The sequence below is a fragment of the Actinopolyspora lacussalsi subsp. righensis genome, from assembly GCF_900116555.1.
Lineage (GTDB): Bacteria > Actinomycetota > Actinomycetes > Mycobacteriales > Pseudonocardiaceae > Actinopolyspora > Actinopolyspora lacussalsi.
In genome coordinates this window covers 255,293-279,820 of the sequence record NZ_FPAT01000007.1, presented here as the reverse complement: position 1 = coordinate 279,820, position 24,528 = coordinate 255,293, and the positions used below count along the sequence as shown (strand labels likewise).

Here is a 24,528-nt window from a genome sequence, read left to right as displayed (position 1 = left end):
CAATTGGATCGTGGTTCCCACTGGGCGGTTAGAAGGCCCTTCGGATCACGGTCCGGAACGGAACTCTTGCTCCATCGATCGACATCGCGAAGGTGAGCTCGGACACACCAACGACCTCCCTCGCTCACCCCCACCGAGGGAGGACCGGCAACTCACCGCCCCTCGCGCGCGGCCCGCTCGGTGGAACCGATCAACCGTTGATCTGCAGTGCCAGGTAGAAGTCCACCCTGGTGGGGAAATCCCCGAGATCACGGCCGGTTATCTCCTCCACCCGTCGGATGCGGTAACGAAGCGTGTTCACGTGAACGTGCAACCGCTGGGCACAGCGCGACCAGGATCCGGAGCACTCCAGGAACGTCCGCAGCGTGTGGACCAGGTCCGACTGGTGGTCGCGATCGTAGGCGAGCAGTCCCCCCAACAACCGTTGCCGGTAGGAATGTCGCAGTTCGTCGGGCACCGCCGAGAGCAGAACCTGCTGGGAGACCAGATCGGCCGCGGTGGCGATATCGCAGCGGCCGTGGCGCTGTTCGGCGAGTCGCCGGGTGTAGCGGGCCTCCTCGACGGCACCGCGCAATCCGCTCGGATCGGCCAGGTCGCTTACTCCCACGCTGACCCCCAGCCAGGTGGGGCCGTGTTCGAGGTCGGCGAGCGTGCCGCGCAGCCACCCGGCCAGCCCGGCCAGTTCGACCGGACCACCGGCCCGCTCACCGAACACCGCCAACGCACCGGTCTCCACGGGTGCGGTGACCGAGGGCAGACCGGTGGCGGCGGCGATCTCCCGCAGCACGTCGGCGGCGGCTTCCGAGCTCCCGTTCATGGACAACGCCACCACGCACAACGTTCCTTCCCCGGACAACCCCGCCTCGGCGAGCCTGCCCGCCACCTCCCTGGAACCGGCCGAGCCCTCCAGCAACGCGCGCAGCGCGGTACCGACCGGGCCACCGGAGACCTGACGTCCCTCGTCGAGCCTGCTGCGCAGCAGCGCCACCGCCGTGGCGAGCTCGTTGGTCACCGACTCCCGCGTCGTGTCCCGCTGCTCCTCCTCGGCGGGCAGCACGAGGAACCACCTGGCGGCACGTGACTCGGTTCCGGAACTGACCGGCCAGAGCACATAGGCGTCCCCCCGCTCGGTGGCCACCGTTCTGGGAAGCCGCTCGGCGCGCAGGAACTCGCGGACGAGCGTGCGGCGGTCGGGGACGGACAACTCGCCGTGTTCGGCCACGGTCGCCCCCACCGCGGAACAAACCCAGCAGTCGCTCCCCAGCTTGGACGCGGCGGCGGCGAGCACCCTGGGGAGATCGGCGCCCGCGGCCACGTCGGTGACCAGGTCCCGGCCGGAAGTCCGTTCGTTGCGGACGGCACCGAGCACGTGTTCGAACAGCGTGTTGAAGCTGACGTTGACCGAGAGTTCGAACAACGGCACACCGTGCCGGGCGCAGGCACGTACGAGATCCGCCGGTGCTCTTCCCAACCGTGCCGTACCGGCCACCAGGGCCGCCACTCCCGCGTCAGACAGCGCGGCCGCGAACTCCTCGGAGTCGGTGGAGTGCCGATGCCACACCAGGCCGCTGAGCACCAGCTCACCGCCCTGCAGGTAACGCCTGGGGTCGATGAGGTCGGTGACGTACACCCCGCGCACCACCCGGTCCAGCCGGTCGCCTCCCGTGAGCAGGGTCAACCCCAGCCGGGAATCGTCCAACAGATCACCGAGAAGCACGCACGCACCTAATTCCTGGAATCGCCGTTATCCGCCGGAGGCTCCAGCCCCGGACCGGTCCGTTCGTCCGAGTCGGCCGTGCGGCGGGTCGGAACCCGGTGATCCTAGGCATGCCCACGGTGGCGGCTGCAAGGGGCGGCACACGCCGAAACACGATCATTACGGGAAATTCCACGCTCCGCGCCGGTGCTCGGCTACGTTGCCCACGGATAACGCACTCGGAGGCCAAGCCCGTACCGGGCCGTTGGTTGTAGGAAAGCACGAAAACCACTCGTTCACCAGCGGTTCGATTCATGTTTTCCACCGCTAGTCAATTCGGGTGGACAGGCTGTGTACTTACTCACATCCCAACGGCCTATCTCGGGTTGTGATCTGGAGAAACACAGTGGATTTCCTACGACCGGCCTGCTGGAGCGAAGCGCTCGAAGCAAAGGCCAACCACCCCGATGCGACTCCCGTCGCGGGCGGCACCGACGTCATGGTGGAACTGAATTTCGACCACCGGCGCCCGGAGACGCTGCTCGACCTGACTCGCATCGAACAGCTCCGGGAGTGGTCGCGAACCGAGCGGGACGGCGTGGCGTCGGTGCGCATCGGCGCGGGCGTGCCCTACTCTCGACTGATCGACGAGCTGGGTACCAGTCTGCCCGGGCTCGCCATGGCCGCCCGAACCGTGGGATCGCCGCAGATCCGGAACCGGGGAACGCTCGGCGGGAACCTCGCGTCGGCGTCCCCGGCGGGCGACGGACACCCCCCGCTGCTGGCGTCGAACGCGGAGATCGAGCTGGAGTCGGTACGCGGCAGCAGAACGATCCCGATCGGCGAGTTCTTCACCGGGGTGAAACGCACCGACATGGCCCCGGACGAGCTGGTCGCGGCAGTACACGTGCCGGTGAGCACGGGTCCGCAGCAGTTCTCCAAGATCGGTACTCGTAACGCGATGGTCATCGCCGTGTGCACCTTCGCGGTCGCGCTGTGGCCGGACCGGCGCGGTGTCGGTACCGGACTGGGCTCGGCGGCCCCCACCCCGCGCCCCGCGACCGAGGCCGAGGCGTTCCTGGCCGCGGCGCTGACCGACGCCGACCAGTGGGACGACCCGCGCCCGCTGCCCGACTCGATCACCGAGCGGTTCGGCGAGCTGGTGGCCCACGCGGCGGCACCGATCGACGACGTAAGAGGTACGGCCGGCTACCGCACACACGCGTTGCGCGTGCTCGCGCGCCGCACGCTGTCCTGGGCATGGGACGAGTACCGCGGCGACACCGAATTCTCCGGGAGGCAACGATGCGCCTAAAGCTGAACGTCAACGGCCGCGACATGACCGCCGACGACGTGTGGGAAGGCGAGAGCCTGCTGTACGTACTGCGGGAACGGCTCGGGCTCCCGGGCTCCAAGAACGCCTGCGAACAGGGCGAGTGCGGCTCCTGCACGGTCTACCTCGACCGGGTTCCGGTCTGTGCCTGCCTGGTGGCGGCGGGCCAGGCGCAGGACCGTGAGGTGGGGACCGTGGAGGGTCTCGCCGACGAGGAGGAGCTGGCCCCCGTGCAGCGGGCCTTCATCGACGAGGGCGCGGTGCAGTGCGGCTTCTGCACCCCCGGACTGCTGGTCGCGGCGGACGACCTGGTCAACCGGGTGCCCGATCCCTCCGACGCGGAGATCAGGGAGGCACTGGCCGGGAACCTGTGCCGGTGCACCGGTTACGAGAAGATCATGGCGGCGGTACGCACCGCGGCGGAGCGGAACGCGGGCACGGGCATCTCCGACTCCACCGGAGGTGACCGGGAATGAACCACGGCCCGGGAACGAGTGGCAGCACCGGAACGAGTGGCGGCGACGCGCGACGACAACCGAGCCGCACCGTGATCGAGGGTGCGGCCGTGGTCACCGTCGACGCACCGGACCCGAACACATCGGCCACGGGAACCGAGTACGCCGAGGGCCACGTGGTGATCGAGGACGGCCGCATCAGCGCCGTGGGGCCCGGTGCGGCCCCGCCGCAGCCGGGAGCGGTGCGCCGCGTGGACGGCAGCGGTTGCCTGGTCACCCCTGGCCTGGTCAACACGCATCACCATCTCTACCAGTGGGCGACACGCGGTTACGCGGTCGACGCGACGCTGTTCGGCTGGCTCACCGAGCTCTACCCCGTATGGGCGGGCATCGACGAGGAGCTGACCGGCTCCGCCGCCGCGGCGGGGCTGGGCTGGACGGCGTTGTCGGGATGCACCACTGTCGCCGATCACCACTACGTGTTTCCCGACACGGGTGGGGATGTGCTCGGCGGCGTGGTGTCCGGAGCCGAACGCATCGGCGTGCGGCTGCACGCGGTGCGCGGCTCGATGGACCGGGGGCAGTCCGCCGGGGGACTGCCCCCGGACTCGGCGGTCGAGGACACCGAGTCGGCGTTGCGCGGAACCGAGGACGCGATCCGACGGTTCCACGACCCGGCCTTCGACTCCCGGGTGCGGGTGGCCGTGGGCCCCTGCTCCCCGTTCTCGGTCAGCGGCGAACTGATGCGCTCGTCCGCCGAACTGGCCCGGCGACACGAGGTGCGGCTGCACACCCACCTCGCGGAGACGATCGACGAGCTCGAACGCTGCGACCGGGAGTTCGGCTGCGATCCGGTCGAGTACGCCGAGCGGCTCGGTTGGCTGGGTGAGGACGTCTGGCTGGCGCACGGCGTGCACCTCTCCGAGCGCGACGTCGCGCGGTTGGGCGATACCGGAACCGGGGTGGCGCACTGTCCGAGCTCGAACGGACGGCTCGGGGCCGGAACCGCTCCGGTGCGTCCCCTGCTGGACCACAACGCCCCGGTCGGTCTCGGTATCGACGGGGTGGCCTCCAACGAGTCGGGGCGGCTCGGTGACGAACTGCGTCAGGCCCTGCTGCTCGGCAGGGCGCGGTACGGACCGGACGCGTTGTCGGTTCGTGACGCGCTGTGGATGGGAACCCGTGGTGGAGCGCGTTGTCTGGGCCGGGAGGACGAGTTGGGTTCGCTGGAGCCCGGCAAGCTCGCCGACATCGCGCTGTGGGACCTCGACGGCCTGGGCCACGCGGGAATCGGCGATCCGGTCGCCGCGCTGGCGCTCGGACCGCTGCCGAAGCTGCGCGAGTTGCTGTGCGGCGGCGAGACCGTCGTCGCCGACTCCCGGTTGACGCGGGAGTCGGAGCGCGACCTCACAGCGGAGCTGCGCCGGAGCTGTTCGAGCATCGCCGCCAAGGGGGTCGGATGAGTTCGACACCTCCGCGGGTTCCCCGCCCGGCTGTCCCACGCTCCGTGACAGCCGCACGTCGAGACCGGTCGGCACGACACACTCCGGAAGAGGTGGCCCGATGAGCAATACACACGCACCGGCACATCGCCCCCAGGACCTCGACGACGCCATCGCGGGAGGGGTCGGCGAGTCACCGCTGCGTCCGGACGGGACGCTGAAGGTGCGCGGGGACTTCGCCTACTCCTCGGACCTGTGGGCGGAGAACATGCTCTGGGGAGCCACCCTGCGCAGCCCGCACCCCTCGGCACGGATCCGCTCCATCGACATCGGTCCGGCGCTGCGCGCACCGGGCGTTCACACGGTACTGACCGCGGCGGACGTGCCGGGGCGGAATCTCTACGGTCTCAAGGACATCGACCAGCCGGTGCTCGCCGAGGACGTGGTGCGGTACCGCGGTGAGGCGGTGGCGCTGGTGGCGGCGGATCACCCGGAGACCGCGCGGCGTGCGCTGGATCTGGTCGAGGTCGACTACGAGGTGCTGGAACCGGTGGTCGACGCCGAGCTGGCGGCCCGGGACGAGTCGGTGCCGAAGGTGCACCCCGGCGGCAACACGGTGCGGTACCAGCCGATCGTCAAGGGCGATCCCGACGCGACGGCCGATGTCGTGATCTCGGGCACCTACACCGTCGGTATGCAGGACCAGGCGTTCCTCGGTCCCGAATCCGGGCTGGCCATCCCCGCCGAGGACGGCGGGGTGGACCTGTACCTGGCGACGCAGGACCTGCACAGTGACCGCAAGCAGACGGCGGCGGCGCTGGACCTGGACCCGGAGCTGGTGCGGATGACCATGTCCGGTGTGGGAGGCGCGTTCGGCGGCAGGGAGGACCTGTCCATGCAGGTGCACGTCTGCATGCTCGCGCTGCGCACCGGCAGACCGGTCAAGATCGTCTACGACCGGGAGGAGTCCTTCTTCGGCCACGTGCATCGCCACCCGGCGAGGATGTACTACGAGCACGGGGCCACCGAGGACGGCGACCTGGTGTACGTCCGCGCCCAGCTCTACTTCGACGGGGGCGCCTACGCCTCCAAGACCCCGGTGGTGGTGGGCAACGGCACCACGCTGGGGGTCGGGCCCTACGACGTGGCCAACGTCTCGATCCAGGGCTGGGGCATGTACACCAACAACCCGCCCTGCGGTGCGATGCGCGGGTTGGGAGCCGTACAGCCGGCCTTCGCCTACGAGTCGCAGATGGACCGGCTCGCGGCGAAGCTCGGCATGGATCCGGTGGAACTGCGCGTCCGCAACGCGATCAGCCGGGGCGACACCACCCCGACCGGTCAGGTGTTGGACTACCCGGCACCGGTGGCGGAGCTGCTGCGCCGGGTGCGCGACCTGCCGTTGCCGGAGGCGCAGCACCCCGACACCACGCCCGACATCCGTGACCTGCCCGGTGGGGCCTCCAACACCACCCACGGCGAAGGGGTGGTGCGCGGTGTGGGCTACGGCGTGTGCATCAAGAACATCTGCTACGCGGAGGGTGCCGACGACTTCTCCACCGCCCGGGTGCGGTTGCAGGTCGTGGCCGGTGAACCGCTCGCGATGGTGCACACCGCCGCCGCCGAGGTCGGCCAGGGCGTGGTCACGGTCCAGCAGCAGATCACCCGCAGCGAGCTGGGTGTGGAACGGGTGAACATCCACCCGAACGACACCAGCGTGGGACCGGCCGGTTCCAGCTCCGCCTCCCGGCAGACCTACGTGACCGGTGGTGCGGTGCAGGCGGCGTGTCGAGCCGTGCGGGAACGGCTGCTGGCGCTCACCGCGGAGCGGTACGGCGAGCCGCCATCGGAGTTGTCGCTGACCGGTGGGAAGGTCGTTTCGGCGAGTTCGGGTGTGCTGGCCGACATCGCCGAGGTTCTCGGCTCCGAGGTCGTCGAGGAGACCAGGGAGTACCACCACCGCGAGACGTTCCCGCTGGACGAGCAGGGACACAGCGAGCGCGCGCAGGTGCAGCACGCCTTCTCGGCCCACCGTGCCGTGGTCGACGTGGACACGGAGCTGGGACTGATCAAAGTGGTGCAGTTGGACTGCTCGCAGGACGTCGGCAAGGCGGTCAACCCCGAGTCGGTGGTGGGGCAGATCCAGGGCGGCTCGGCGCAGGGACTCGGTCTCGCGGTCATGGAGGAGATCCAGGTCGGCGAGGGCAAGATCCGCAATCCCTCGTTCACCGACTACCTGATCCCGACCATCCTCGACATGCCGCCGATGAACGTCGACGTCATCGAGCGGGGCGATCCGAACGCCCCGTACGGCGTGCGAGGCGTGGGGGAACCACCCACGATCTCCTCCACCCCCGCGATCGTGGCCGCGATCCGTGCTGCCACCGGTAAGGAGCTCACCCACGTGCCGGTCGGTCCCGAGCACGTCATCGGCTGAGTCGCCGCCCGAGCGGGCCCCGGCGAACCACGGGCCCGCTCGGGACGCCTCTACCGCGGACCCGGGCGGAGACCGGCGCGACGCCTCCGAACGATCCGTGCTCCGCGCGCCGCGCCGGAACCCACTCGGGTCCGCCCCAACCGTCCGCACCAGGAAAGGAACAGTCTTGTCCGCACAGCAGACCGTGGACGCACTCCCGTCACGAGCCGAGGAGTGGATGCGGGAAGCGATCCGGCTGGCCACCGACAGCGTGGCGAACGGCGGCGGTCCGTTCGGTGCCGTGATCGGTCGTGGTGAGGAGATCGTCGCGACCGGCACGAACATGGTGACCACCGATCTCGATCCCACCGCCCACGCCGAGGTCACCGCCATCCGCAACGCCTGTCGCAACCTGAACAGCTTCCGGCTGGACGGCTGCGTGCTGATCTCCTCGTGCGAGCCGTGCCCGATGTGCCTGGCCTCCGCGCTGTGGAGCAGGGTGGACCGGATCGGCTTCGCGGCCGACCGCCACGACGCCGCGGTCGCGGGCTTCGACGACCGGGCCTTCTACGAACTGTTCACCGATCCCGACGCGGTGTGGCCGACGCCGGTACGGCGCCTCGACATCGCGAACCGGACCGAACCCTTCGACGCCTGGCAGAACAAGGCCGACCGCGTCGAGTACTGACGGCTCCGTTTACGCTGTCGGTGCCGTTTCACGGCGGCGGCGGTTCGCGACGACCGGGTCGCGACCGCTGCCGTGGGTACGGAGCGAGGAGTGCGCCTCGGTGCGCGTTCCAGCCCCCCGCAGCAAGGCGTCAACCGCCGTGCTCGAAACATTCGTAACTCATCAAACGCCCCTGATCGGGCCGGACACAGTGCTGTTCACGGCCCGAGGACCAGTCCGGCCCGAAAGCCGCCGCCGAAGGCACGGGCCGGGGGCGCCCACCGGCATGGGAGGACGCATGACCCAGCTGAGACCGGATTCGACGGACACGGATCCGGCCCCCGAGCCCGAGCCGCGCTCACCGATCGACCGGTACTTCCGGATCACCCGGCGCGGTTCCAGTATGTCCCGCGAGGTGCGGGGCGGGATCACGACATTCGTGGCGATGTCCTACATCGTCCTGCTCAACCCGCTGATTCTCGGTTCCTCCGAGGACATCACGGGTGCGAGTCTGAGCAACACCGAGCTCACCACCGCCACGGCGCTGTGTGCCGGGCTGATGACCGTCCTGATGGGTGTGGTCGGCAACGCGCCGCTGGCGATGGCGGCCGGACTCGGTGTGATACCGGTGGTGGCCTTCACGGTCGCGCCGGAGATGACCTGGGCACAGGCCATGGGGCTGGTGGTGCTCGAAGGTGTGTGCATCGTGCTGATGGCGATCAGCGGGGTACGGGAACGGATCATCAACTCGATTCCGCCGGCGCTCAAGACCGCGCTGACGGTGGGTATCGGTCTCTACATCGCGCTGGTGGGGCTGGTCAGCGCCGGGTTCGTCACCAGGCAGCCCGATGCGGCCAACACCGATGTCCCGGTACAGCTGGGGCCGAGCGGGCACCTGGTCGGTTGGCCGCTGGGACTGTTCTGCCTGACCCTGCTGCTGATGGTGGTGCTGGTCGCCCGGAAGGTGCCCGGTGCGATCCTGATCAGCATCGTGACCGGAACGCTGCTGTCGGTCCTGGTCAACGCCGTGTTCGACGTGCCAGCCGAGCAGTGGGGGCGTACCACGCCCGACCTGCCGTCGAGCCTGGTGGCCACGCCCGACTTCGGGTTGTTCGGCAACATCGACCTGTTCGGCGGGTTCGTGAACGCGGGCGTGATCGCCGCCGTGGTGTTCCTGTTCACACTGGTGCTGTCGGGCTTCTTCGACGCGATGGGCACCATCACCAGCGTCAGCAGTGAGGCCGGGCTGACCAGCTCGGAGGGCAAGGTTCAGGGGATGGGCCGCATCCTGCTGGTCGACGGCATCGGCGCGGTGGGCGGCGGTGTCACCGGTTCCTCCCCGAACACGGTCTTTCTGGAGTCGGCGGCCGGAGTGGCGGAGGGAGCCCGTACCGGTCTGGCCAGCGTGGTGACCGGTGTGCTGTTCGCGGCCACCATGCTGTTCACCCCGCTGGCCGCGGTGGTTCCGGCGCAGGCGGCGGCTCCCGCCCTGGTCCTGGTCGGCGGGATGATGATGGCGCAGGTGCGCAACATTCCGTGGCACGACGAGGACTTCGTGATCCCGGTGTTTCTGACCGTGGCGATCATCCCGTTCACCTACTCGATCACCAACGGCGTGGGTGCGGGACTGATCTCCTACTGCGCGATCAAGATCTGCAAGGGACGTGCCAAGGAGATCGGCTGGCTGCTCAGCGTGCTGTCACTGATCTTCGCGATCTATTTCGGGATCGAGGGGGTAAAGGCCGTGTTCGGCGTCTCCTGAGCATTCGCGAGGACCCGCGCACGCGCCGGGATTCCCCGGTCCCCGCCGGCGGCGATTTCGCGCGAAATCGCCGCCGGGCGAGGCCGGTGTGACCGAGTCGGTGTGACCGAGGTCGGCACGGCCGGAGGCTTCGACGAGGTCCTTCGAGCCGGGTTCGCCCGCTTTCGATCCGCTTGAGAGGTGGCTGGTATGCGCGAGATCGGCGACGAACTGCTGCGATGGTTGGAAGCCGGTGAACGGTTCGTGATCGCCTCGATCGTGGGAGTGCGCGGCAGCGCGCCCCGTGACGTGGGTGCGACCGCCGCGGTGCACGCCGACGGGACGGTGCTGGGCAGCCTCTCGGGCGGCTGCGTGGAGGGGGCGGTGCACTCGCTGGCCCTCGAAGCGCTGGCCGACGGTGAACCGGTGCGGACCTCGTTCGACCCGGATCCGGACGACCCGTTCGCGGTGGGGCTCACCTGCGGCGGACAGCTGGACGTATACCTGCATCCGGTCGAGCCCGGCACGGGATTCGACTCGGCAGCGACGGGAACGGGCGGCACGGGCGCGGCACTGGCCTGGGCGCTGCGCTCGGCCCGGCGTGGTCTGCCCGTCGCGGTGGCGCGGGTGCTCGACACCGGGCGGACACTGGCGGTGGGAGTCGACGAGCACGTGGGCGGCACCGGTGACGCCGAGCTGGACGAGACCGTGGTGGCCGAGGCCCGGGCGATGCTCGACCGGAACACCTCCGGAATCGGACAGTTGTGCGTTCCCGGTGGGCACGAGCACCCCGTGTTCGTCGAGTCGTGGAACACCCCACCGCGCATGCTGGTGTTCGGTGCCATCGACCACGCCGCCGCGCTGGCACGGGTGGGCAAGTTCCTCGGTTATCACGTGACGGTGTGCGACGCCCGCCCGGTGTTCGCCACGCGGCGACGGTTCCCGGAAGCGGACGAGGTGGTGGTGCGCTGGCCGCACGAGTACCTGGCCGAGATCGCCACGGATCGACGTAGCGTTGTCTGCGTGCTCACCCACGACGCGAAGTTCGACGTACCGGTGCTCCGGGAGGCGCTGCGTGGTCCCGCGGGCTATGTCGGTGCGCTCGGCTCACGTCGCACCCATGCCGATCGCGTGGATCGGTTGCGCGCGGCGGGGCTGACCGCATCGGAGCTGGAACGACTGCGCGCTCCCATCGGGCTCGACCTCGGCGGGCGGACTCCCGAGGAAACGGCGGTCGCCATCGCGGCGGAGATCGTGGCACTGCGAAACCACGGCAGTGCGCACCCGTTGACGCACACCAGCGGACCGATCCACGTTGCCTGAACGGGTGGCGGGCGTGGTGCTGGCGGCGGGCGAGGGCCGCAGGTTCGGCATGCCCAAGGCGCTGGTTCGCCATCACGGCTCGCTGCTGGTGGAGCGGGCCGTGTCCGTCCTGCGCGCGGCGGGGTGCGAACCGGTGCTCGTGGTGCTCGGCGCCGCGGCCGAGCGGATCACGGAAACCGCCGAGCTCGCCGACTCGGTGCCGGTGACCAATCCGGACTGGCGCGGCGGAATGGGCTCGTCGTTGCGTACGGGACTGGCGACACTACGCGATTCGGAGCACTATTCCGATGTGACGAGCGCTCTCATTCTTCCGGTGGACATGCCGGGAATTACCGAATTCGCTGCGCGGCGGGTGTCGGAATACGCCGCTCCGGACGCGCTCGCGGCCGCGAGTTACCGCGGCGAGCGCGGCCATCCGGTGCTGTTGGGCAGGCTGCACTGGGACGGAGTACGCGACGCCGCTCGGGGAGACCGGGGAGCGCGGGACTATCTGCGATCCCGCGAAGTAGCGCTCGTGGCTTGTGAGGACGTCGCCGAGGCTTTCGATATCGACCGCCCGGAAGACCTGAACGGGGGATAACCCGTAGAGTCAATGACCACGCGTGAGTGACCGTGCCGATCCACGCCCAATGCGGCCGCCCTTCGGCCGGAACGCGCGAGTTCACGGCGATGATTGAGCATGCTGGACGCGGAGGCATCATGGCTCAAGGGCACATCACAGCCAATTACCTGCCCGACGGGGACGATTGGGTGGTGCACGTCTCTTCCGACTGGGAATCGCGCAGCGCGCGTGCGCCGGGACTGATCGCGGCAAGGGTCCAGGCGGACCAGCTGATCGAGCAGCTGGCGCCCAATTCGGCCGGACGCGTGGTCATCCACTTACTGGACGGCGACGGTTTCGCCTTCAGCATCGCCTACTTACAGGCCCGGCACGGACTGTCCGATGAGGCCACCCGTGCGGCCGCTCAGCAGGCGGCCGCCGCGGCGGCACAGCAACATCCCGGCGGCTATCCCGGCTGAATGGTCGGGCTCGGACCGGACGAGGCTCATCGGTGTCACCCGGCCGGTGTTCTCGGTGCACCACGGCGGCGAGCCGGGCCGGCGAAGCCCTACTACTAGGATGACGGCCCGTGAACACACCGATCGACCACGATTGGGAAGCCGAGCATCCCGTGGGTGGCAGCCGCGCCCAGGACGCGGGAGCCACCCCGTCGCGGGGCAGACCGCGTGACGCCACCCGCGACGCCGCGCTGCGCGACGCCGCCCTCGAGGTGCTGGCCGAGGTCGGCTACCGCGCGTTGACCATGGACGCGGTGGCAGCGCAGGCGCGGGCGGGCAAAGCCACCATCTACCGCCGCTGGGAGTCCAAACTCGAACTGGTCATCGACACCTGCACCCAGCTGGCGCGACGGAACATTCCGCAACCGGACAACGGCTCGATGGAAAGCGATCTGCGCGAGTTCCTCAGCGCGTTCGCGGAGTTCCTCAGCGGCCCGGTCGGCAAGGGCGCGCAGGCACTCGTCGGCGAGCTGCCGCACGAGCCGGAGCTCGCCGCCGCCTTCCGGGACTCCTTCCTGCTGCCGCAGCGCGACGTGCTGCGCAGCATCATCGACCGCGGCGTCGAACGGGGTGAGACGAGCGAGCACGCCCCGGTGGACACCGTGGTGGAGCTCGCCGGGGCCGCGTTGATCCACCGGTTGATGCTGACCGGGGAACCACTGGATCAGCCCTTCGTGGATCGACTGTTGCGCGAGGCACTGCTGCCACTGCTGCACCGGAGTCCTTAGTCTTCCTCGCGGAACGAGCCACCCGTTCGGCTACCGGCGCGTGGGCCGGCGCCTCGCGACGTCGAACCGCCGGTCCCGCCGTGCCCGCAAGCCGGTCGGACCGCGGCCGGCTTGCCTCGGCAGGGAGCTTCAGCGCAGCAACTTGCGCAGCACCAGAACCGCCGTCAGCGCGCCCGCACCGATCAACGCGTAGCGGATCCGGGGGTCCTCCAGTTTCTCCCGCACGGTGGCTTTGCCCACCTCGACGGCGCGAGTGGGGTTGGCCTTGGTTTCCAGCTCGTCCAGCGAAGCTGCGAGCGCCTCACGAGCCTTTTCGATGTCGCGCTGGATGGCGTCGGGATCGCGGGCCACCTGTCCTCCTCGTACTCGCCGGGGTCTCGGCATCGGGTGAGCGTACGCGCGCCCGGGGAGCGGGACTCCCGGCTCGGGCACTCTGGCTGTGCACACCGTAGATCACACCACAGCACCAACGGGTGGTGGAGCTGCCCGTGTCGCGGAACGGTCGGACGGGACCTGCCCGTCACGTGGCGGTGTGGATCGGTATCCTGACTCGTGAGGGGCCGTAGCCCAATTGGCAGAGGCACTAGGTTTAGGTCCTAGCCAGTGCGGGTTCGAGTCCCGCCGGCCTCACTCTCCCGCGGTTCCGCTGTGCTTCTTTTCCGCCCGCGACCGGTCCGGTGACGCTTCCCGGAGCGTTTCCCGGTTTGTGGGCACTCACACAACACGTGGACACAGCTGATCTATCCCCCGAGGATTGTCCGGACAACGAAACCGGCAGTGGTCGGGGGAAGTCCGGTGCGAATCCGGCGCTGACCCGCAACGGTGAGCTCGTTCGAGCAAGCCCGAGAACCCGTCGCTGCCGATGAGAGCCCCCCGGCACGCGCCGCGGTGGGCGAAGCTCCACGACCGTCGAGGATCGCGGGAGGGAGCACCGGCACAGCCGCCCCGAGGCGGTGACCCCGTGCGCGTGGTGCCCCCGCGCGGTCCTCGACCGCGAACGAAAGGCACCTCCCGTTGTGCGACAAAGCTTCACCTCCGATGCGACCACGCGCTCTTCCCCTGTCACGGAACCGCGAACCGGTTCCGACGGGTGCGCACCGGCGATGAACGACACGAGCACCGTCGAGCGAGCCGCTTCGGACTCGACGACACGGCCGAACGACAGTGCCGACGACAACTTCCCCGAGGATGGATCCGAACGGACGAAGTCGGAAAACCGCCCCGGACGAGCCCGGCTACCGCTGTTTTGCACGCTGTTCGGTGCCGGACTGTTGGTCTCGGTGATCTGCGGCGTGGCCCTGGGGCCGACCGGTATCCCGTTCGGCAAGACCGTCGAGCTGCTGTACCAGGCGCTGCGCGGTGGAGTCGTCCCGGCCGAGGACTCGGGGCTCTACTACATCATCTGGGACGTCCGGCTTCCCCGCGTGCTGCTCGCCGCGGTTGTCGGTGCCGGGCTGAGCACCGTCGGAGTGGCGACCCAGGCGATGGTGCGCAACGCGCTGGCGGACCCGTTCGTGCTCGGTATCTCCTCGGGTGCCTCGGTGGGCGCCAGCGCCGTCGCGCTCTACGGAATCCTGGGGGCTCTCGGACTGTACGCACTTTCCACCGCGGCGTTCCTCGGTGCGTTGGGAGCGACGGCGCTGGTGTACCTGATCGCCCGTACCGCGGACGGGTTGACCCCGCTGCGGCTGATCCTGACCGGCACGGCGATGTCCTACGGCTTCTCCGCCGTGACCACCCTGCTGATCTTCCAGTCGCCGAACGGCAACGCGGCCAAGTCCGTGATGTTCTGGCTGTTGGGCAGCCTCGGCGGTGTTACGTGGCGTTCGCTGCCCGTGGCCGCAGTGGTCGTCTGCTGTGGAATCGGCTACCTGCTGCTTTCCGGCAACCGGCTCAACGCACTGGCGATGGGTGACGAGACGGCCACGACGCTGGGAGTCGATCCCGCGAAGTTCCGCCGCGAGCTGTTCGTACTCGCCGCTGCCGTCACCGGTGTACTGGTCGCGGTCAGCGGCGCGGTCGGCTTCGTCGGCCTGATGTTGCCGCACCTGGTCCGGCTGCTCGTCGGCGCCGACCACCGGCGAGTACTGCCGCTGGCCCCGTTGGCGGGCGCGGTGTTCCTGGTGTGGACCGATGTGCTGGCACGAACCGTCGCCGCTCCGGAGCAGCTGCCGCTCGGTGTGATCACGGCGGCGATCGGTGTGCCCTGCTTCCTGCTGTTGTTGCGCCGCCGCGGCGCCACGTTGGGAGGCCGCTGATGGATCTGGAACTGCGAGAGGTGGCCGTTTCCGCCGCTGGTAAGCGGATCGTAGAGGACGTGGACCTGCGGGTGCCCTCGGGTGGGCTCGTCGGCCTGGTCGGTCCCAACGGCAGCGGCAAGTCCAGCACGCTGCGCTGTGTCTACCGCACGCTGCGCCCCGATCGGGGCAGCATCCGGCTCGGCGGTCGGAACCTGGTCGCCATGTCGTTGCGCGAGAGCGCTCGACTGACCGCGGCGCTGACCCAGGAGTCGCGGTCCGAATTCGACTTCACCGTCACCGAGGTCGTCGAGATGGGGCGAACCCCGCACCGCGAGTCCACCCTGGAACCGAACGGTTACGGACCGATCGAAGCGCTGCGCGCGGTGGACTGCCTGCACCTGGCGGAGCGAGGCGTCCTCTCGCTGTCGGGCGGGGAGAAGCAGCGGGTGCTCATCGCGCGGGCACTGGTTCAGCGGCCGGAACTGCTGGTGCTGGACGAGCCCACCAATCATCTCGACATTCGCCACCAGCTGGAGGTGCTCTCGCTGGTGCGTCGGCTGGGCATCACGACACTGACGGCGCTGCACGACCTGAACCTGGCGGCTGCCTGGTGCGACCACGTCCACGTGCTGCGACGGGGACGTGTCGTGGCTGGTGGGCCTCCCGGCGAAGTACTGACCCCCGAAACCGTCGGCGCGGTTTTCGGAGTCCGGGTGCACGTGGTCGAACACCCGGAGACGAGAGTTCCGCAGCTGCTGTTCGCGCCCGCCGAAACCACTGGCACCTGAGGACGACCGAGCCCGAGAGACCGGGCCCGACACCGGTTCGACCTGGAACCGGTTCGACCCGACAACGATTCGAGGGGACACGAGGAATGGGCAAGTACCGAAAGTCGACGGTTCGGAGTGCGGCGCTGCTGTTCACGAGCGCGTTGCTGCTCGGCGGCTGCGGGGCGGAAGTGGCATCGGAGTCCTCCGGGGACGTGCCGGAACGGTTCCCGGTGACGCTGACCAACTGCGAGCGGGAGCACACTTACGAAACCCCGCCGGAGAGGGTGGTCACCAACGACATCGCGATCACCGAGATCATGTTCGCGCTCGGGTTGGAGGACCGGATGGCCGGGTACTTCCTGTCCGACGGACAGCGGCGTGGCGCGGCGAGCTCCCCGTGGAAAAAGCAGTTCGAACAGGTCACGCACCTGTCCGAGGAAATGGGGATGGAACAGATCCGCAAGGCGGACGCGGACATGGTCTTCGCCGGGTGGAACTACGGATTCGGCGAGTCGGAACGCCTCACCCCGAAACGGCTGAGGTCCGAGGGGATCGAATCCTACGTGCTCAGCGAGTCCTGCCGGGTCGATGGCACCGACAAACGGGGCATCATGCCTCCGCTGGAGGCGCTCTACACCGACATCCGCAACCTCGGCGAGCTGTTCGGCGTGCCGGAACGGGCCGAGAAGCTCGTCTCCGAGTACAAGAGCACCATCGAGCGGGCAGGCCCCGACTCGGCCGAGGAGGAGCGTCCCACGGTGTTCCTCTACGACTCGGGGCAGAGCGAGCCCTTCACCTCCGGTAACGGCGGGGCGGCCGATCAGATCATCAACAAGGCGGGCGGCAGGAACGTCTTCGCCGATCTCGACGACAGCTGGGTCTCGGTGAGCTGGGAAACCGTGCTGCGCGCCGATCCGGACGTGATCCTGATCAACGACTACGGGAGCAAGAGCGTACGGGACAAGACCGACTTCCTCCGCGGTCATCCCGCGCTTTCCCAGCTGGAGGCAGTGCGGCGGGAACGGTTCATCGACCTGCCCTACGCGGCTCTGGTGGAGGGGCCGCGCAACCCCTCGGCGGTGCGCGAGCTCGCCGAGTTCCTGGAGTCCGTACCGACCTCGAACGGCTGATTCGCCGTGGGTGTGCCGATGTCGACCGAGACGTCTCGCTCCGAGCACCGTGTCGGTGTCGGAACGGTCACCCCACCGCGGCGGGAAACTCCCCTGCCAGAATGAGGGGGACCACAAGCTGCACGGAGGTGGCGATGATCGACGTCGGCGGCACCGAGGGCGGTGTGCGGCTGCGGCCACCGCGACACCGGGTCGCCCGCAGGGCCGTGCTCTGGTGGAGCTGCCAGGCCGTCTCCCGAGTGGCGGTGCTCCTGCTGGCACTCGGCGGAGCGGCCTGGTGGCTGCCCGCGGTCCGCGAGTGGTTGGTGATCGCCCTGATCGTGTGCGGGGTGTTCGGGATCGGCTACGTCGCGGTGATGCCCTGGTGGCGCTACCGCGTGCACCGCTGGGAAACCACCGATTCGGCCGTGTACACCGCCGCGGGCTGGGTGAGCAGGGAATGGCGGGTGGCCCCGATGTCGCGGATCCAGACCGTGGACACCGCACGGGGACCGCTGCAACGCGCGCTCGGGCTCTCCAGCGTCACCGTCACCACCGCGTCCGCTGCTGGACCGCTGAGCATCGACGGACTGGAGCGGGACGTGGCCGCGGAGCTCGCGGAGCGGCTCACCAGAACCACGCAGGCCACTCCGGGTGATGCCACTTGAGTGAACCATCCGCCGAATACTCCGCTACCGAGCAGCCCAGTGACGAGCAGCCCGGTGGCGAATCCCCCACCGGCACCCGACCGGGGGCACCGGATTCGTTCGAGGCCTGGCAACGACTCGATCCGAAAGCGATTCTCGCCTCGACAGTGCTGGTCATCGCGCCGATGTTTCCGGTGGTGGGGGTGATGGCGCTTTCCCGCGACAGCTCCTTGCGCGCGTTGGGCACGGCGGGTGTCTGGCTGACCGTCGTCCTGCTCACCACGCTGGGATCCTGGCTGCACTGGTACTTCACCCGGTTCCGGGTCACGGACGAACGGTTCGAGCTGCGTCAGGGCAACATCTCGCGGAGTTTCAGTTCCATCCCGCGCGAACGCATTCGCAGTGTCGATCTGACCGCACCCGTGGTACACCGGATGCTGGGGATCTCGGTGGTCAAGATCGGCACCGGCAGGCAGTCCATAAGCGACAGCGACGTCAAACTGGACGCGCTGCCCACGGCCAGGGCGGAGCAGCTGCGTGAGCTGTTGCTGCGGCCCCGAACCGGCCCGGCGAGCGGGAGCGGGACCGGCGGATCCGGAACCGAGCCCTTCGGCCCCGGCCGCCCCGGGACCGTCGAGGGGGAGACCGGCGCGGAACTGGCTCGGATGCGCCCGAGCTGGTACCTCTACAGCACCCTGACCGCTTCACTGCTGCTGGTCACCTGGGCCGCCGTCGGCTCGGCGATGAGCACCCTCAGCGACGTGTTCCGCGCGCTCTGGGCCTCCGACACCGCGACCGATTGGTTCTCCGACAAGGCGATGTCGGTGTGGAGCCACGTCCCCGTGTGGTTGGTGGTCGTCTCGGCCGTGGTGACGGTGCTGCTCGGTGGCCTGCTGGGGGCGCTGGCACTGTCCGTCGAGATGTGGTGGGGCTTCCGCCTCACCAGGGAGAACGACACCACGCTCCGGACGAGGCGGGGACTGCTGACGACCCGCGCCGTCTCGCTGGAACGGCGCAGGCTGCGCGGGGTGGAGCTGGCCGAGCCGCTGCTGCTGCGGTGGGCCGGTGGCAGCAGGCTCACCGCCGTGGCCACCGGGTTGGGGCAGGGCGCCACGTCGGGACGATCGGACAACAAGGCGCTGCTTCCCCCCGCGCCGCGCGGGGTCGCCGAGCGAACCGCCGCAGGGGTGCTGGAACGCTCCGATTCGCTCGAGGGCGGGAGTCCGCTGCGTGCACATCCGCGTACCGCGCTGCGGCGGCGACTGACACGAGCACTGCTTCCCGTGGTCGCGGTCTCGGTCGCGCTCGCGGTGGCCGCGGCACGCACCGAGTTGATCCCGTGGTGGAGTTGGTCGGTGCCGCTGTTGGCGGGTTTCCCGGCGGCCGCTTTCGCCTGGGACGCCTACCGCAATCTGGGACACGGTCACAGCGACGAGTACCTCGTCACGCGCTACGGCACCGGAGTCAAGCGCACCGTGCTGCTGCAGCGCGAGGGAATCATCGGGTGGCGCATCAGCCAGTCGCCGGTGCAACGACTTACCGGTCTGCTCACCGTGGGCGCCACCACCGCGGCGGGGGACGGCTGTTACTACGTTCCCGACGCGGGAGCGGAGCAGGGACTGGCATTCGCCGAACGCTGCGTGCCGGGCCTGCTCGAACCCTTTCTGGAAAAGAATTCGGAATCCGCCAGGGAGCCCACGATCCCGCCGAACGATTCCCCATCCGAGATCGGGAACGAAACGACCCCCTGATACGAAAATTACTCACCCGTACCGACGGATCGGAAATCACGGAAAGACACGTCATCCGCCGACGCGCGATTCTTCGCGCGAAACGCCGCGGAACCCCACCCGCGCGACACGAACCCCGGGACAAAACCGTGGTTACCGGTGACCTCGGAACGGAGACCGCCGCACCGTGCCGCACCGGGCGGGAATCATCCCTCACCGGGACGGGATCAGTTCCGGCAGGACTCACCCTTGAGCATGCTCAGGAACGAGACCCACTGCCGCATGCCCACCGAGAGCTGTCCCGCGGGCGGATTCTTGCTGTCGCGCACCCACACAGCGGTGTTCGCGAAACCGACCTCGACACACTGCCCCTGCCCCTGAGTCCGACTGCTGCTGCGCCATGACAAGAGTTCGCTCATCTACAACTCCCCTATTCGTGCCTGAATCACGCGCGACGATTCCTCCGGATCGGCGGCGTGTGCACGTAAATGATCCATCATGGCTTGATAGTTCGACAGTTCGTTCTCTCTTTCGAGGGACCACCCACCGACGTGTGTCTCCACGTACACCACATCGGGATCGGCGTCACCGGCGTAGCGCAGTATCACGAACGGCCCCACCTGGGCGGGATGCGCGTCGGTGTCCAGCGGCATGACCTGCAACGTGATGTGCTCGTGCTCGGCCATGCGCAACAGGTGCTCGAGCTGTTCGCGCAGTACTCGTGCCCCACCCGCCCTTCTGCGCAACGCGGCCTCACCGATCACCGCCCAGAACCGGAGCGGTTCGTCGCCGGTGAGTCGTTGCTGTCGCCGCAGCCGCAGCTCGGCCCTGCGCCGGATGTCGTGCTCATCGGCGTCGATGAGGGTCGCCTCGGTGATGGCGTGGGCGTACTCCTCGGTCTGCAGCAGCCCCGGCACGGCATCGGGCTCGTACGTCTCGATCGTCTCGGCCTCGGCCTCCAACCCGATGTAGTTCTCGTACCACTCGGGCAGGACGTCGCTGTAGGACTGCCACCAACCACGCGTGCGGGCGTCCCGCGTCAGTTCGAGCAATCGTTGCCGTGCGGCTCCGTCGACACCGTAGAACTCCAGCAACGCGGTGACGTCCCTCGCCGTAGGAGTGCGCTTGGCGGTTTCGAAACGACCTATCTTCGCCTGAGTACAGCCGAGATACCGCGCGGCCTGCTGCTGAGTGACTTCACGTGCGGCACGCAGCCTGCGGAGTTCGGCCGCCAACCTGCGGCGCCGCACCGTCGGACTCACTGTCATGTCCCCAGTCTGCTCCGTCCGACCTCGCAGCGTCACCACACTGTTGCACAAACGACTCGGCGACACGGTTCCGAACGGAGGAGTCCGGCAGCATCATTCGGCGGGATGACCGACCGGCCGAACGGGTGACATCCGCTCAGGGTTTCGGGATGTTGCGCAGGTTGCTGCGTGCCAGGCGGACCATCTTTCCGACACCACCTGCCAGCACCGTCCTGCTCACGGCGAGCGCGAATCCCTTGACCTGGCTGCCCGTGATGTGCGGCGGGATGGACAGCGCGTTGGGGTCGGTGACCACGTCGACCACGGCGGGCCCCGGGTGCGACAGCGCGTCCCGCAGCGCCACCCTGACCTCCTCGGGACGCCGCACTCGCACGGAGTACATCCCGAGCGCGCTGACCAACGCGGCGAAGTCCACCGGGTCGTGGTCGGTGCCGAAGTCGGGCATGCCGTCCACGAGCATCTCCAGCTTCACCATGCCCAGCGAGGAGTTGTTGAACAGCACCACTTTCACGGGCAGCTGCAGCGTACGCAGGGTCAGCAGTTCTCCGAGCAACATGGACAGCCCGCCGTCACCGGACATGGCGACGACCTGCCGGTTCCCGTCGGCCAGTTGCGCCCCGATCGCGTGCGGCAGCGCGTTGGCCATCGAGCCGTGGATGAACGAACCGAGCATCCTGCGTCGGCCGTTTGGGGTGACGTAGCGGGCGGACCAGACGTTGCACATACCTGTGTCCACTGTGAACACAGCGTCCTCGTCCGCGAGGTCGTCGAGCACGTCGGTGACGTACTCGGGGTGGATGGGAACCCGCTTGTCGACGTCCCTGGTGTAGGCGTCCACCACGCGTTCCAGCGTGTCGGCGTGTTCGCGCAGCATCTGGTCCAGGAAGGACCTGTCGGTCTTGGTGTCGAGGTGCGGCAGCACCGCCCGGATGGTCTCGGCGACGTCGCCCTGGACGGCGACGTCCAGCACGGTGCGGCGGGCGAGGTGCGCGGGTTCGATGTCGACCTGCACGGTGTTGGCCTGCGGCAGGAAGTCGTCGTAGGGGAAGTCGGTTCCGAGCAGCACCACGAGGTCGGCACGGTGCATGGCCTCGTGGCAGGCTCCGTAACCGAGCAGCCCGCTCATCCCGACGTCGTACGGGTTGTCGTACTGGATCCACTCCTTGCCGCGCAGCGCGTGCCCCACCGGTGATTTGACCGTCTCGGCCAGTCGCATCACCTCGTCGTGCGCGTGGCGGGTTCCGGCACCGCAGAAGAGCATGACCCGCTCCGCCGAGTTGAGCGCGCGGGCCAACTCGCGCAGCTGGGACTCGGGCGGGACCACGGTCGGCGGTTGGCAGTGCACGGTTCCCTGGCGGACCGGGTTGACCGCCGTGCGCTGCGCCACGTCACCGGGCAGCACCAGCACCGAGACACCCCGACTGCCCGCCGCCGTCTGCAACGCGCTGCGCAGCAGCCTGGGCATCTGCTCCGGCTGGGAGAGCACCTCGCAGAGATGGCTGCACTCGTTGAACATCCGTTCCGGGTGGGTTTCCTGGAAGAAACCGGTGCCGATCTGGGCCGAGGGGATCTGCGAGGCGAGAGCCAGTACGGGGGCGCCGCTGCGATGCGCGTCGAACAGCCCGTTGATCAGGTGCAGGTTGCCGGGACCGCAGCTGCCCGCGCAGACTGCCAATCCGCCGGTGAGCTGCGCTTCGGCAGCCGCGGCGAACGCGGCGCTCTCCTCGTGGCGCACGTGGACCCACTCGATGCCGTCGGTGCGTCGCACCGCGTCGACGATCGGGTTGAGACTGTCTCCCACGATGCCGTAGATCCGTCGGACACCGGCCTCGACGAGCACCTCGACGAACTGATCGGCCACTGTCGGCATGACTGCTCCAACGAGACCTACGGGGATAACAGCGCCCGACGGGTGTCCCACGACCGGCGGCACCGCGGTACGGGCTCCAGTCAGCGAGCCTCACCGTCCGGTTGACCGGACGCAACTCGAGAGCACCGGCACCCGGGCTCCCACACCGCGCACTCACCCATTCGAGGGACACAAGTAACGGTGTCCACCTCTCGTGCGATCTCATCGGCGACCCAACAAGATGATCACGGGAAAGGAAAGTGGTGAACGTCCGCGGTTACACCCTGTCCGCTATCGCGGTGACCGCTTCGGCGGTCGCCGGACTCTGGTTCGGCGCCATCATGGCCAACGCCGATGTGTTCCGTTCCGAACAACCGACGGCGGAATCGACGTCGCCGGCGGTCTCCTCCACAACGACACCGCGTCCGTAGCCGGACGGCATCGGCTAGCGTCGGGGCATGACAGCGAAACTCTCGACGGGCGATGCCGCCCCCGACTTCACCCTGTCCGATGCCGATGACAACTCCGTGACGCTCTCCGATTACCGCGGGAAATCGGTGGTCGTGTACTTCTACCCGGCCGCCGGTACCCCCGGGTGCACCAAGGAGGCCTGCGACTTCCGGGACAGCCTCGCCGAGCTGGAGGGCGCCGGATTCGCGGTGCTGGGGATCTCGCCCGACAAACCGGCCAAGCTGGCCGAGTTCCGCGACGCCGAAGGACTGACCTTCCCGCTGCTCTCCGACCCGGACCACGAGGTCATGACCGAGTGGGGCGCCTACGGCGAGAAGCAGAACTACGGCAAGACCGTGCAGGGCGTGATCCGCTCGACGTTCGTGGTCGATCCGGAGGGCAAGGTGGCGCAGGCGTTGTACAACGTCAAGGCCACCGGGCACGTCGACCGACTGCGGCGCGAGATCGGAGTCTGACGGGGAACCTCACGGTGCGGCGATCCCGGCGTGCCGGACCGCTGCGGGCGGTCGGACACGAGGAGGACCGCTTCCAACCGTGACCCCGTCGGAAGCGACTCGGTCGAACCGACGAGGTGGGGCCCGTTCCCGGCGCGGGCCCGACACACGCCGGATCCGGGCGGTCTCCCCGGTTCGGGCAGTCTCCCCGATCCGGACAGCGTCGATCTCCCGCGAAATCGCCGCGCCCACGGCGCTGCCGCCGAGCGCACAGCACGGGAATCGAGTCGACAGCACTCATGACTGATCCACCGCGAGGTAGACGGCCACGGCGGCCGCGATGACGACCACGAGCCACCGCAACAGGGTGGGGGGAAGCCGCCGCGCTACCTTTCCGCCCAGATAGCCGCCCAGCAGCGTGCTGGGGATCAGTGTCAGTACCGCGGCCCAGTCCACCGGTGCGAGCAGTGCGTAGATCACCAGCGTGACGAGGCTGCCGAGCAGGCTCAGCCAGTTCTTGGCCGCGTTGAGGATCCTGAGCTCGGCATTGGCGGTCAGTACCAGGACGACCACCAGGATCACGCTGCGGGCGCCGCCGAAGTAACCACCGTAGACCGAGGCGAGCAGGATCCCGGCGGTTAGCAGCACCGTCCGATCGGGGCCGTGCTGATCGGGGTTTCCCAGCCAGGCGCGGATGCGGTTCTGGAACGCCATGAGTACCGCCGACAGCCCCACCAGCGCCGGGACCACCGCGTCGAACACCGATCCGGGCAGGGTGAGCAGCAGGGCGCAACCACCCACCGAGCCGAGCACTGCCGCGATCGAGGTCGGCAGCAGCCTGCTGCCGTTGCGAGCCAGATCACGCCGCTGGCCGAGCGCCGCACCGATGAATCCCGGCCCCTGCGCCACCGCGTTGGTCACGTTGGCGGCCAGCGGGGACAGCCCGGTTCCGAGCAGTGCGGGAAAGACCAGCAGGGATCCGCCGCCCGCCACGGCGTTGACACCGCCGGAGAGGAAACCGACGAGCACCAGCAACGACAGTTCGAGCCATTCGGGAAGCACGCCGGAAACCTAGCCGTTCCGCCCCGCCCTCCTCAGCACGGGGAGACACTCGGCACTCCTGGGCCGTTCAGGTTTCATCGGGCGATTC

At 68.9% G+C, this 24,528-nt stretch carries 23 protein-coding genes, 1 tRNA gene and 1 riboswitch; of the genes, 18 read left to right on the top strand and 6 right to left on the bottom strand.

The features are described from left to right. Nucleotides 1-190 precede the first annotated feature (190 nt). Nucleotides 191-1,717, bottom strand: a complete 1,527-nt coding sequence (locus BM394_RS14760; protein WP_092978871.1) for a PucR family transcriptional regulator — start codon at nt 1,715-1,717, stop codon at nt 191-193. A 385-nt stretch (nt 1,718-2,102) separates the two neighbouring features. On the opposite strand from BM394_RS14760, the gene BM394_RS14755 reads away from it, so the two are divergent. From BM394_RS14755 to BM394_RS14710, 10 genes are all read left to right on the top strand, one after another. Beyond that, nucleotides 2,103-3,011: an FAD binding domain-containing protein gene (locus BM394_RS14755; protein WP_092978869.1), complete on the top strand. Its 909-nt coding sequence runs from the start codon at nt 2,103-2,105 to the stop codon at nt 3,009-3,011. Next, a complete protein-coding gene (locus BM394_RS14750) occupies nt 3,002-3,505 on the top strand; it encodes a (2Fe-2S)-binding protein (protein WP_092978865.1) in 504 nt (167 codons plus the stop codon). Before BM394_RS14755 ends, BM394_RS14750 begins: the two co-directional genes overlap by 10 nt. Next, nucleotides 3,502-4,947 (top strand): 8-oxoguanine deaminase, encoded by a 1,446-nt coding sequence (locus BM394_RS14745; protein WP_092978862.1) that lies wholly within the window; start codon nt 3,502-3,504, stop codon nt 4,945-4,947. The genes BM394_RS14750 and BM394_RS14745 overlap by 4 nt, the downstream gene beginning before the upstream one ends. 100 nt (nt 4,948-5,047) lie before the next feature. After that, entirely contained in the window at nt 5,048-7,363 is a 2,316-nt protein-coding gene (gene pucD / locus BM394_RS14740) for a xanthine dehydrogenase subunit D (protein WP_092978856.1), read from the top strand. Nucleotides 7,364-7,529: 166 nt separating this feature from the next. Further along, the gene (locus BM394_RS14735; protein WP_245780202.1) at nt 7,530-8,030 is read left to right on the top strand and encodes a nucleoside deaminase; all 501 of its coding nucleotides are present in this window, start codon (nt 7,530-7,532) and stop codon (nt 8,028-8,030) included. Nucleotides 8,031-8,307: 277 nt separating this feature from the next. After that, complete coding sequence (locus tag BM394_RS14730) at nt 8,308-9,771, top strand: NCS2 family permease (RefSeq protein ID WP_092978981.1); 1,464 nt, start codon at nt 8,308-8,310, stop codon at nt 9,769-9,771. Nucleotides 9,772-9,960: 189 nt separating this feature from the next. Next, on the top strand, nt 9,961-11,073 hold the full coding sequence (locus tag BM394_RS14725; RefSeq protein ID WP_092978851.1) for an XdhC family protein: 1,113 nt from the start codon (nt 9,961-9,963) through the stop codon (nt 11,071-11,073). Further along, nucleotides 11,066-11,653, top strand: a complete 588-nt coding sequence (locus BM394_RS14720; RefSeq protein WP_092978848.1) for a nucleotidyltransferase family protein — start codon at nt 11,066-11,068, stop codon at nt 11,651-11,653. Before BM394_RS14725 ends, BM394_RS14720 begins: the two co-directional genes overlap by 8 nt. A 119-nt stretch (nt 11,654-11,772) precedes the next feature. Further along, complete coding sequence (locus BM394_RS14715) at nt 11,773-12,093, top strand: hypothetical protein (protein WP_092978844.1); 321 nt, start codon at nt 11,773-11,775, stop codon at nt 12,091-12,093. Between the two features lie 152 nt (nt 12,094-12,245). After that, nucleotides 12,246-12,860 carry a TetR/AcrR family transcriptional regulator C-terminal ligand-binding domain-containing protein gene (locus BM394_RS14710; protein ID WP_092978977.1) on the top strand — a complete coding sequence of 205 codons (615 nt, stop codon included), beginning with the start codon at nt 12,246-12,248 and terminating at the stop codon, nt 12,858-12,860. A 129-nt stretch (nt 12,861-12,989) separates the two neighbouring features. Here the strand turns inward: BM394_RS14710 and BM394_RS14705 are convergent, their stop codons facing one another. Continuing rightward, nucleotides 12,990-13,211 (bottom strand): DUF3618 domain-containing protein, encoded by a 222-nt coding sequence (locus BM394_RS14705; RefSeq protein ID WP_043578384.1) that lies wholly within the window; start codon nt 13,209-13,211, stop codon nt 12,990-12,992. A 205-nt stretch (nt 13,212-13,416) separates the two neighbouring features. Between BM394_RS14705 and BM394_RS14700 the strand changes: the two genes are divergently transcribed. The 6 genes from BM394_RS14700 (at nt 13,417) to BM394_RS14675 (ending at nt 19,377) form a co-directional block, all read left to right on the top strand. Then, nucleotides 13,417-13,490 (top strand) — tRNA-Leu (locus BM394_RS14700). Between the two features lie 131 nt (nt 13,491-13,621). After that, a riboswitch (cobalamin riboswitch) is annotated at nt 13,622-13,732 on the top strand. 231 nt (nt 13,733-13,963) lie between these two features. After that, nucleotides 13,964-15,118 carry a FecCD family ABC transporter permease gene (locus tag BM394_RS14695; protein ID WP_092978842.1) on the top strand — a complete coding sequence of 385 codons (1,155 nt, stop codon included), beginning with the start codon at nt 13,964-13,966 and terminating at the stop codon, nt 15,116-15,118. Beyond that, nucleotides 15,118-15,888: an ABC transporter ATP-binding protein gene (locus BM394_RS14690; RefSeq protein WP_092978838.1), complete on the top strand. Its 771-nt coding sequence runs from the start codon at nt 15,118-15,120 to the stop codon at nt 15,886-15,888. The genes BM394_RS14695 and BM394_RS14690 overlap by 1 nt, the downstream gene beginning before the upstream one ends. An 86-nt stretch (nt 15,889-15,974) precedes the next feature. After that, nucleotides 15,975-17,000 (top strand): ABC transporter substrate-binding protein, encoded by a 1,026-nt coding sequence (locus BM394_RS14685; protein ID WP_092978835.1) that lies wholly within the window; start codon nt 15,975-15,977, stop codon nt 16,998-17,000. 134 nt (nt 17,001-17,134) lie between these two features. After that, nucleotides 17,135-17,647, top strand: a complete 513-nt coding sequence (locus BM394_RS14680) for a PH domain-containing protein (protein ID WP_092978831.1) — start codon at nt 17,135-17,137, stop codon at nt 17,645-17,647. Then, nucleotides 17,644-19,377 carry a PH domain-containing protein gene (locus BM394_RS14675; protein ID WP_245780201.1) on the top strand — a complete coding sequence of 578 codons (1,734 nt, stop codon included), beginning with the start codon at nt 17,644-17,646 and terminating at the stop codon, nt 19,375-19,377. Before BM394_RS14680 ends, BM394_RS14675 begins: the two co-directional genes overlap by 4 nt. A 206-nt stretch (nt 19,378-19,583) precedes the next feature. Here the strand turns inward: BM394_RS14675 and BM394_RS14670 are convergent, their stop codons facing one another. From BM394_RS14670 to BM394_RS14660, 3 genes are all read right to left on the bottom strand, one after another. Further along, entirely contained in the window at nt 19,584-19,775 is a 192-nt protein-coding gene (locus tag BM394_RS14670) for a DUF397 domain-containing protein (RefSeq protein WP_092978829.1), read from the bottom strand. Beyond that, nucleotides 19,776-20,624 carry a helix-turn-helix domain-containing protein gene (locus BM394_RS14665; protein WP_092978825.1) on the bottom strand — a complete coding sequence of 283 codons (849 nt, stop codon included), beginning with the start codon at nt 20,622-20,624 and terminating at the stop codon, nt 19,776-19,778. 136 nt (nt 20,625-20,760) lie between these two features. Continuing rightward, entirely contained in the window at nt 20,761-22,494 is a 1,734-nt protein-coding gene (locus tag BM394_RS14660; protein ID WP_092978822.1) for a pyruvate dehydrogenase, read from the bottom strand. A 242-nt stretch (nt 22,495-22,736) separates the two neighbouring features. Here BM394_RS14660 and BM394_RS22865 point away from each other — a divergent pair, with 242 nt between their 5' ends. Together BM394_RS22865 and bcp are read left to right on the top strand one after the other, a co-directional pair. Continuing rightward, nucleotides 22,737-22,904: a hypothetical protein gene (locus BM394_RS22865; protein WP_165400668.1), complete on the top strand. Its 168-nt coding sequence runs from the start codon at nt 22,737-22,739 to the stop codon at nt 22,902-22,904. A 27-nt stretch (nt 22,905-22,931) separates the two neighbouring features. Beyond that, the gene (gene bcp, locus BM394_RS14655; protein ID WP_092929506.1) at nt 22,932-23,399 is read left to right on the top strand and encodes a thioredoxin-dependent thiol peroxidase; all 468 of its coding nucleotides are present in this window, start codon (nt 22,932-22,934) and stop codon (nt 23,397-23,399) included. A gap of 276 nt (nt 23,400-23,675) precedes the next feature. On the opposite strand, the gene BM394_RS14650 is transcribed toward bcp, so the two are convergent. After that, the gene (locus tag BM394_RS14650; protein WP_092978821.1) at nt 23,676-24,440 is read right to left on the bottom strand and encodes a sulfite exporter TauE/SafE family protein; all 765 of its coding nucleotides are present in this window, start codon (nt 24,438-24,440) and stop codon (nt 23,676-23,678) included. Nucleotides 24,441-24,528: the final 88 nt, after the last annotated feature.

Excerpts from the sequence above, each read along its gene's own strand:
- BM394_RS14665 (WP_092978825.1), bottom strand. The coding sequence starts at position 20,624 with ATGACAGTGAGTCCGACGGTGCGGCGCCGCAGGTTGGCGGCCGAACTC.
- BM394_RS14730 (WP_092978981.1), top strand. The coding sequence starts at position 8,308 with ATGACCCAGCTGAGACCGGATTCGACGGACACGGATCCGGCCCCCGAG.
- pucD (WP_092978856.1), top strand. The coding sequence starts at position 5,048 with ATGAGCAATACACACGCACCGGCACATCGCCCCCAGGACCTCGACGAC.
- BM394_RS14690 (WP_092978838.1), top strand. The coding sequence starts at position 15,118 with ATGGATCTGGAACTGCGAGAGGTGGCCGTTTCCGCCGCTGGTAAGCGG.
- BM394_RS14685 (WP_092978835.1), top strand. The coding sequence starts at position 15,975 with ATGGGCAAGTACCGAAAGTCGACGGTTCGGAGTGCGGCGCTGCTGTTC.
- BM394_RS14750 (WP_092978865.1), top strand. The coding sequence starts at position 3,002 with ATGCGCCTAAAGCTGAACGTCAACGGCCGCGACATGACCGCCGACGAC.
- BM394_RS14745 (WP_092978862.1), top strand. The coding sequence starts at position 3,502 with ATGAACCACGGCCCGGGAACGAGTGGCAGCACCGGAACGAGTGGCGGC.
- BM394_RS14725 (WP_092978851.1), top strand. The coding sequence starts at position 9,961 with ATGCGCGAGATCGGCGACGAACTGCTGCGATGGTTGGAAGCCGGTGAA.
- BM394_RS14715 (WP_092978844.1), top strand. The coding sequence starts at position 11,773 with ATGGCTCAAGGGCACATCACAGCCAATTACCTGCCCGACGGGGACGAT.
- BM394_RS14695 (WP_092978842.1), top strand. The coding sequence starts at position 13,964 with ATGAACGACACGAGCACCGTCGAGCGAGCCGCTTCGGACTCGACGACA.
- BM394_RS14660 (WP_092978822.1), bottom strand. The coding sequence starts at position 22,494 with ATGCCGACAGTGGCCGATCAGTTCGTCGAGGTGCTCGTCGAGGCCGGT.
- BM394_RS14680 (WP_092978831.1), top strand. The coding sequence starts at position 17,135 with ATGATCGACGTCGGCGGCACCGAGGGCGGTGTGCGGCTGCGGCCACCG.
- bcp (WP_092929506.1), top strand. The coding sequence starts at position 22,932 with ATGACAGCGAAACTCTCGACGGGCGATGCCGCCCCCGACTTCACCCTG.
- BM394_RS14670 (WP_092978829.1), bottom strand. The coding sequence starts at position 19,775 with ATGAGCGAACTCTTGTCATGGCGCAGCAGCAGTCGGACTCAGGGGCAG.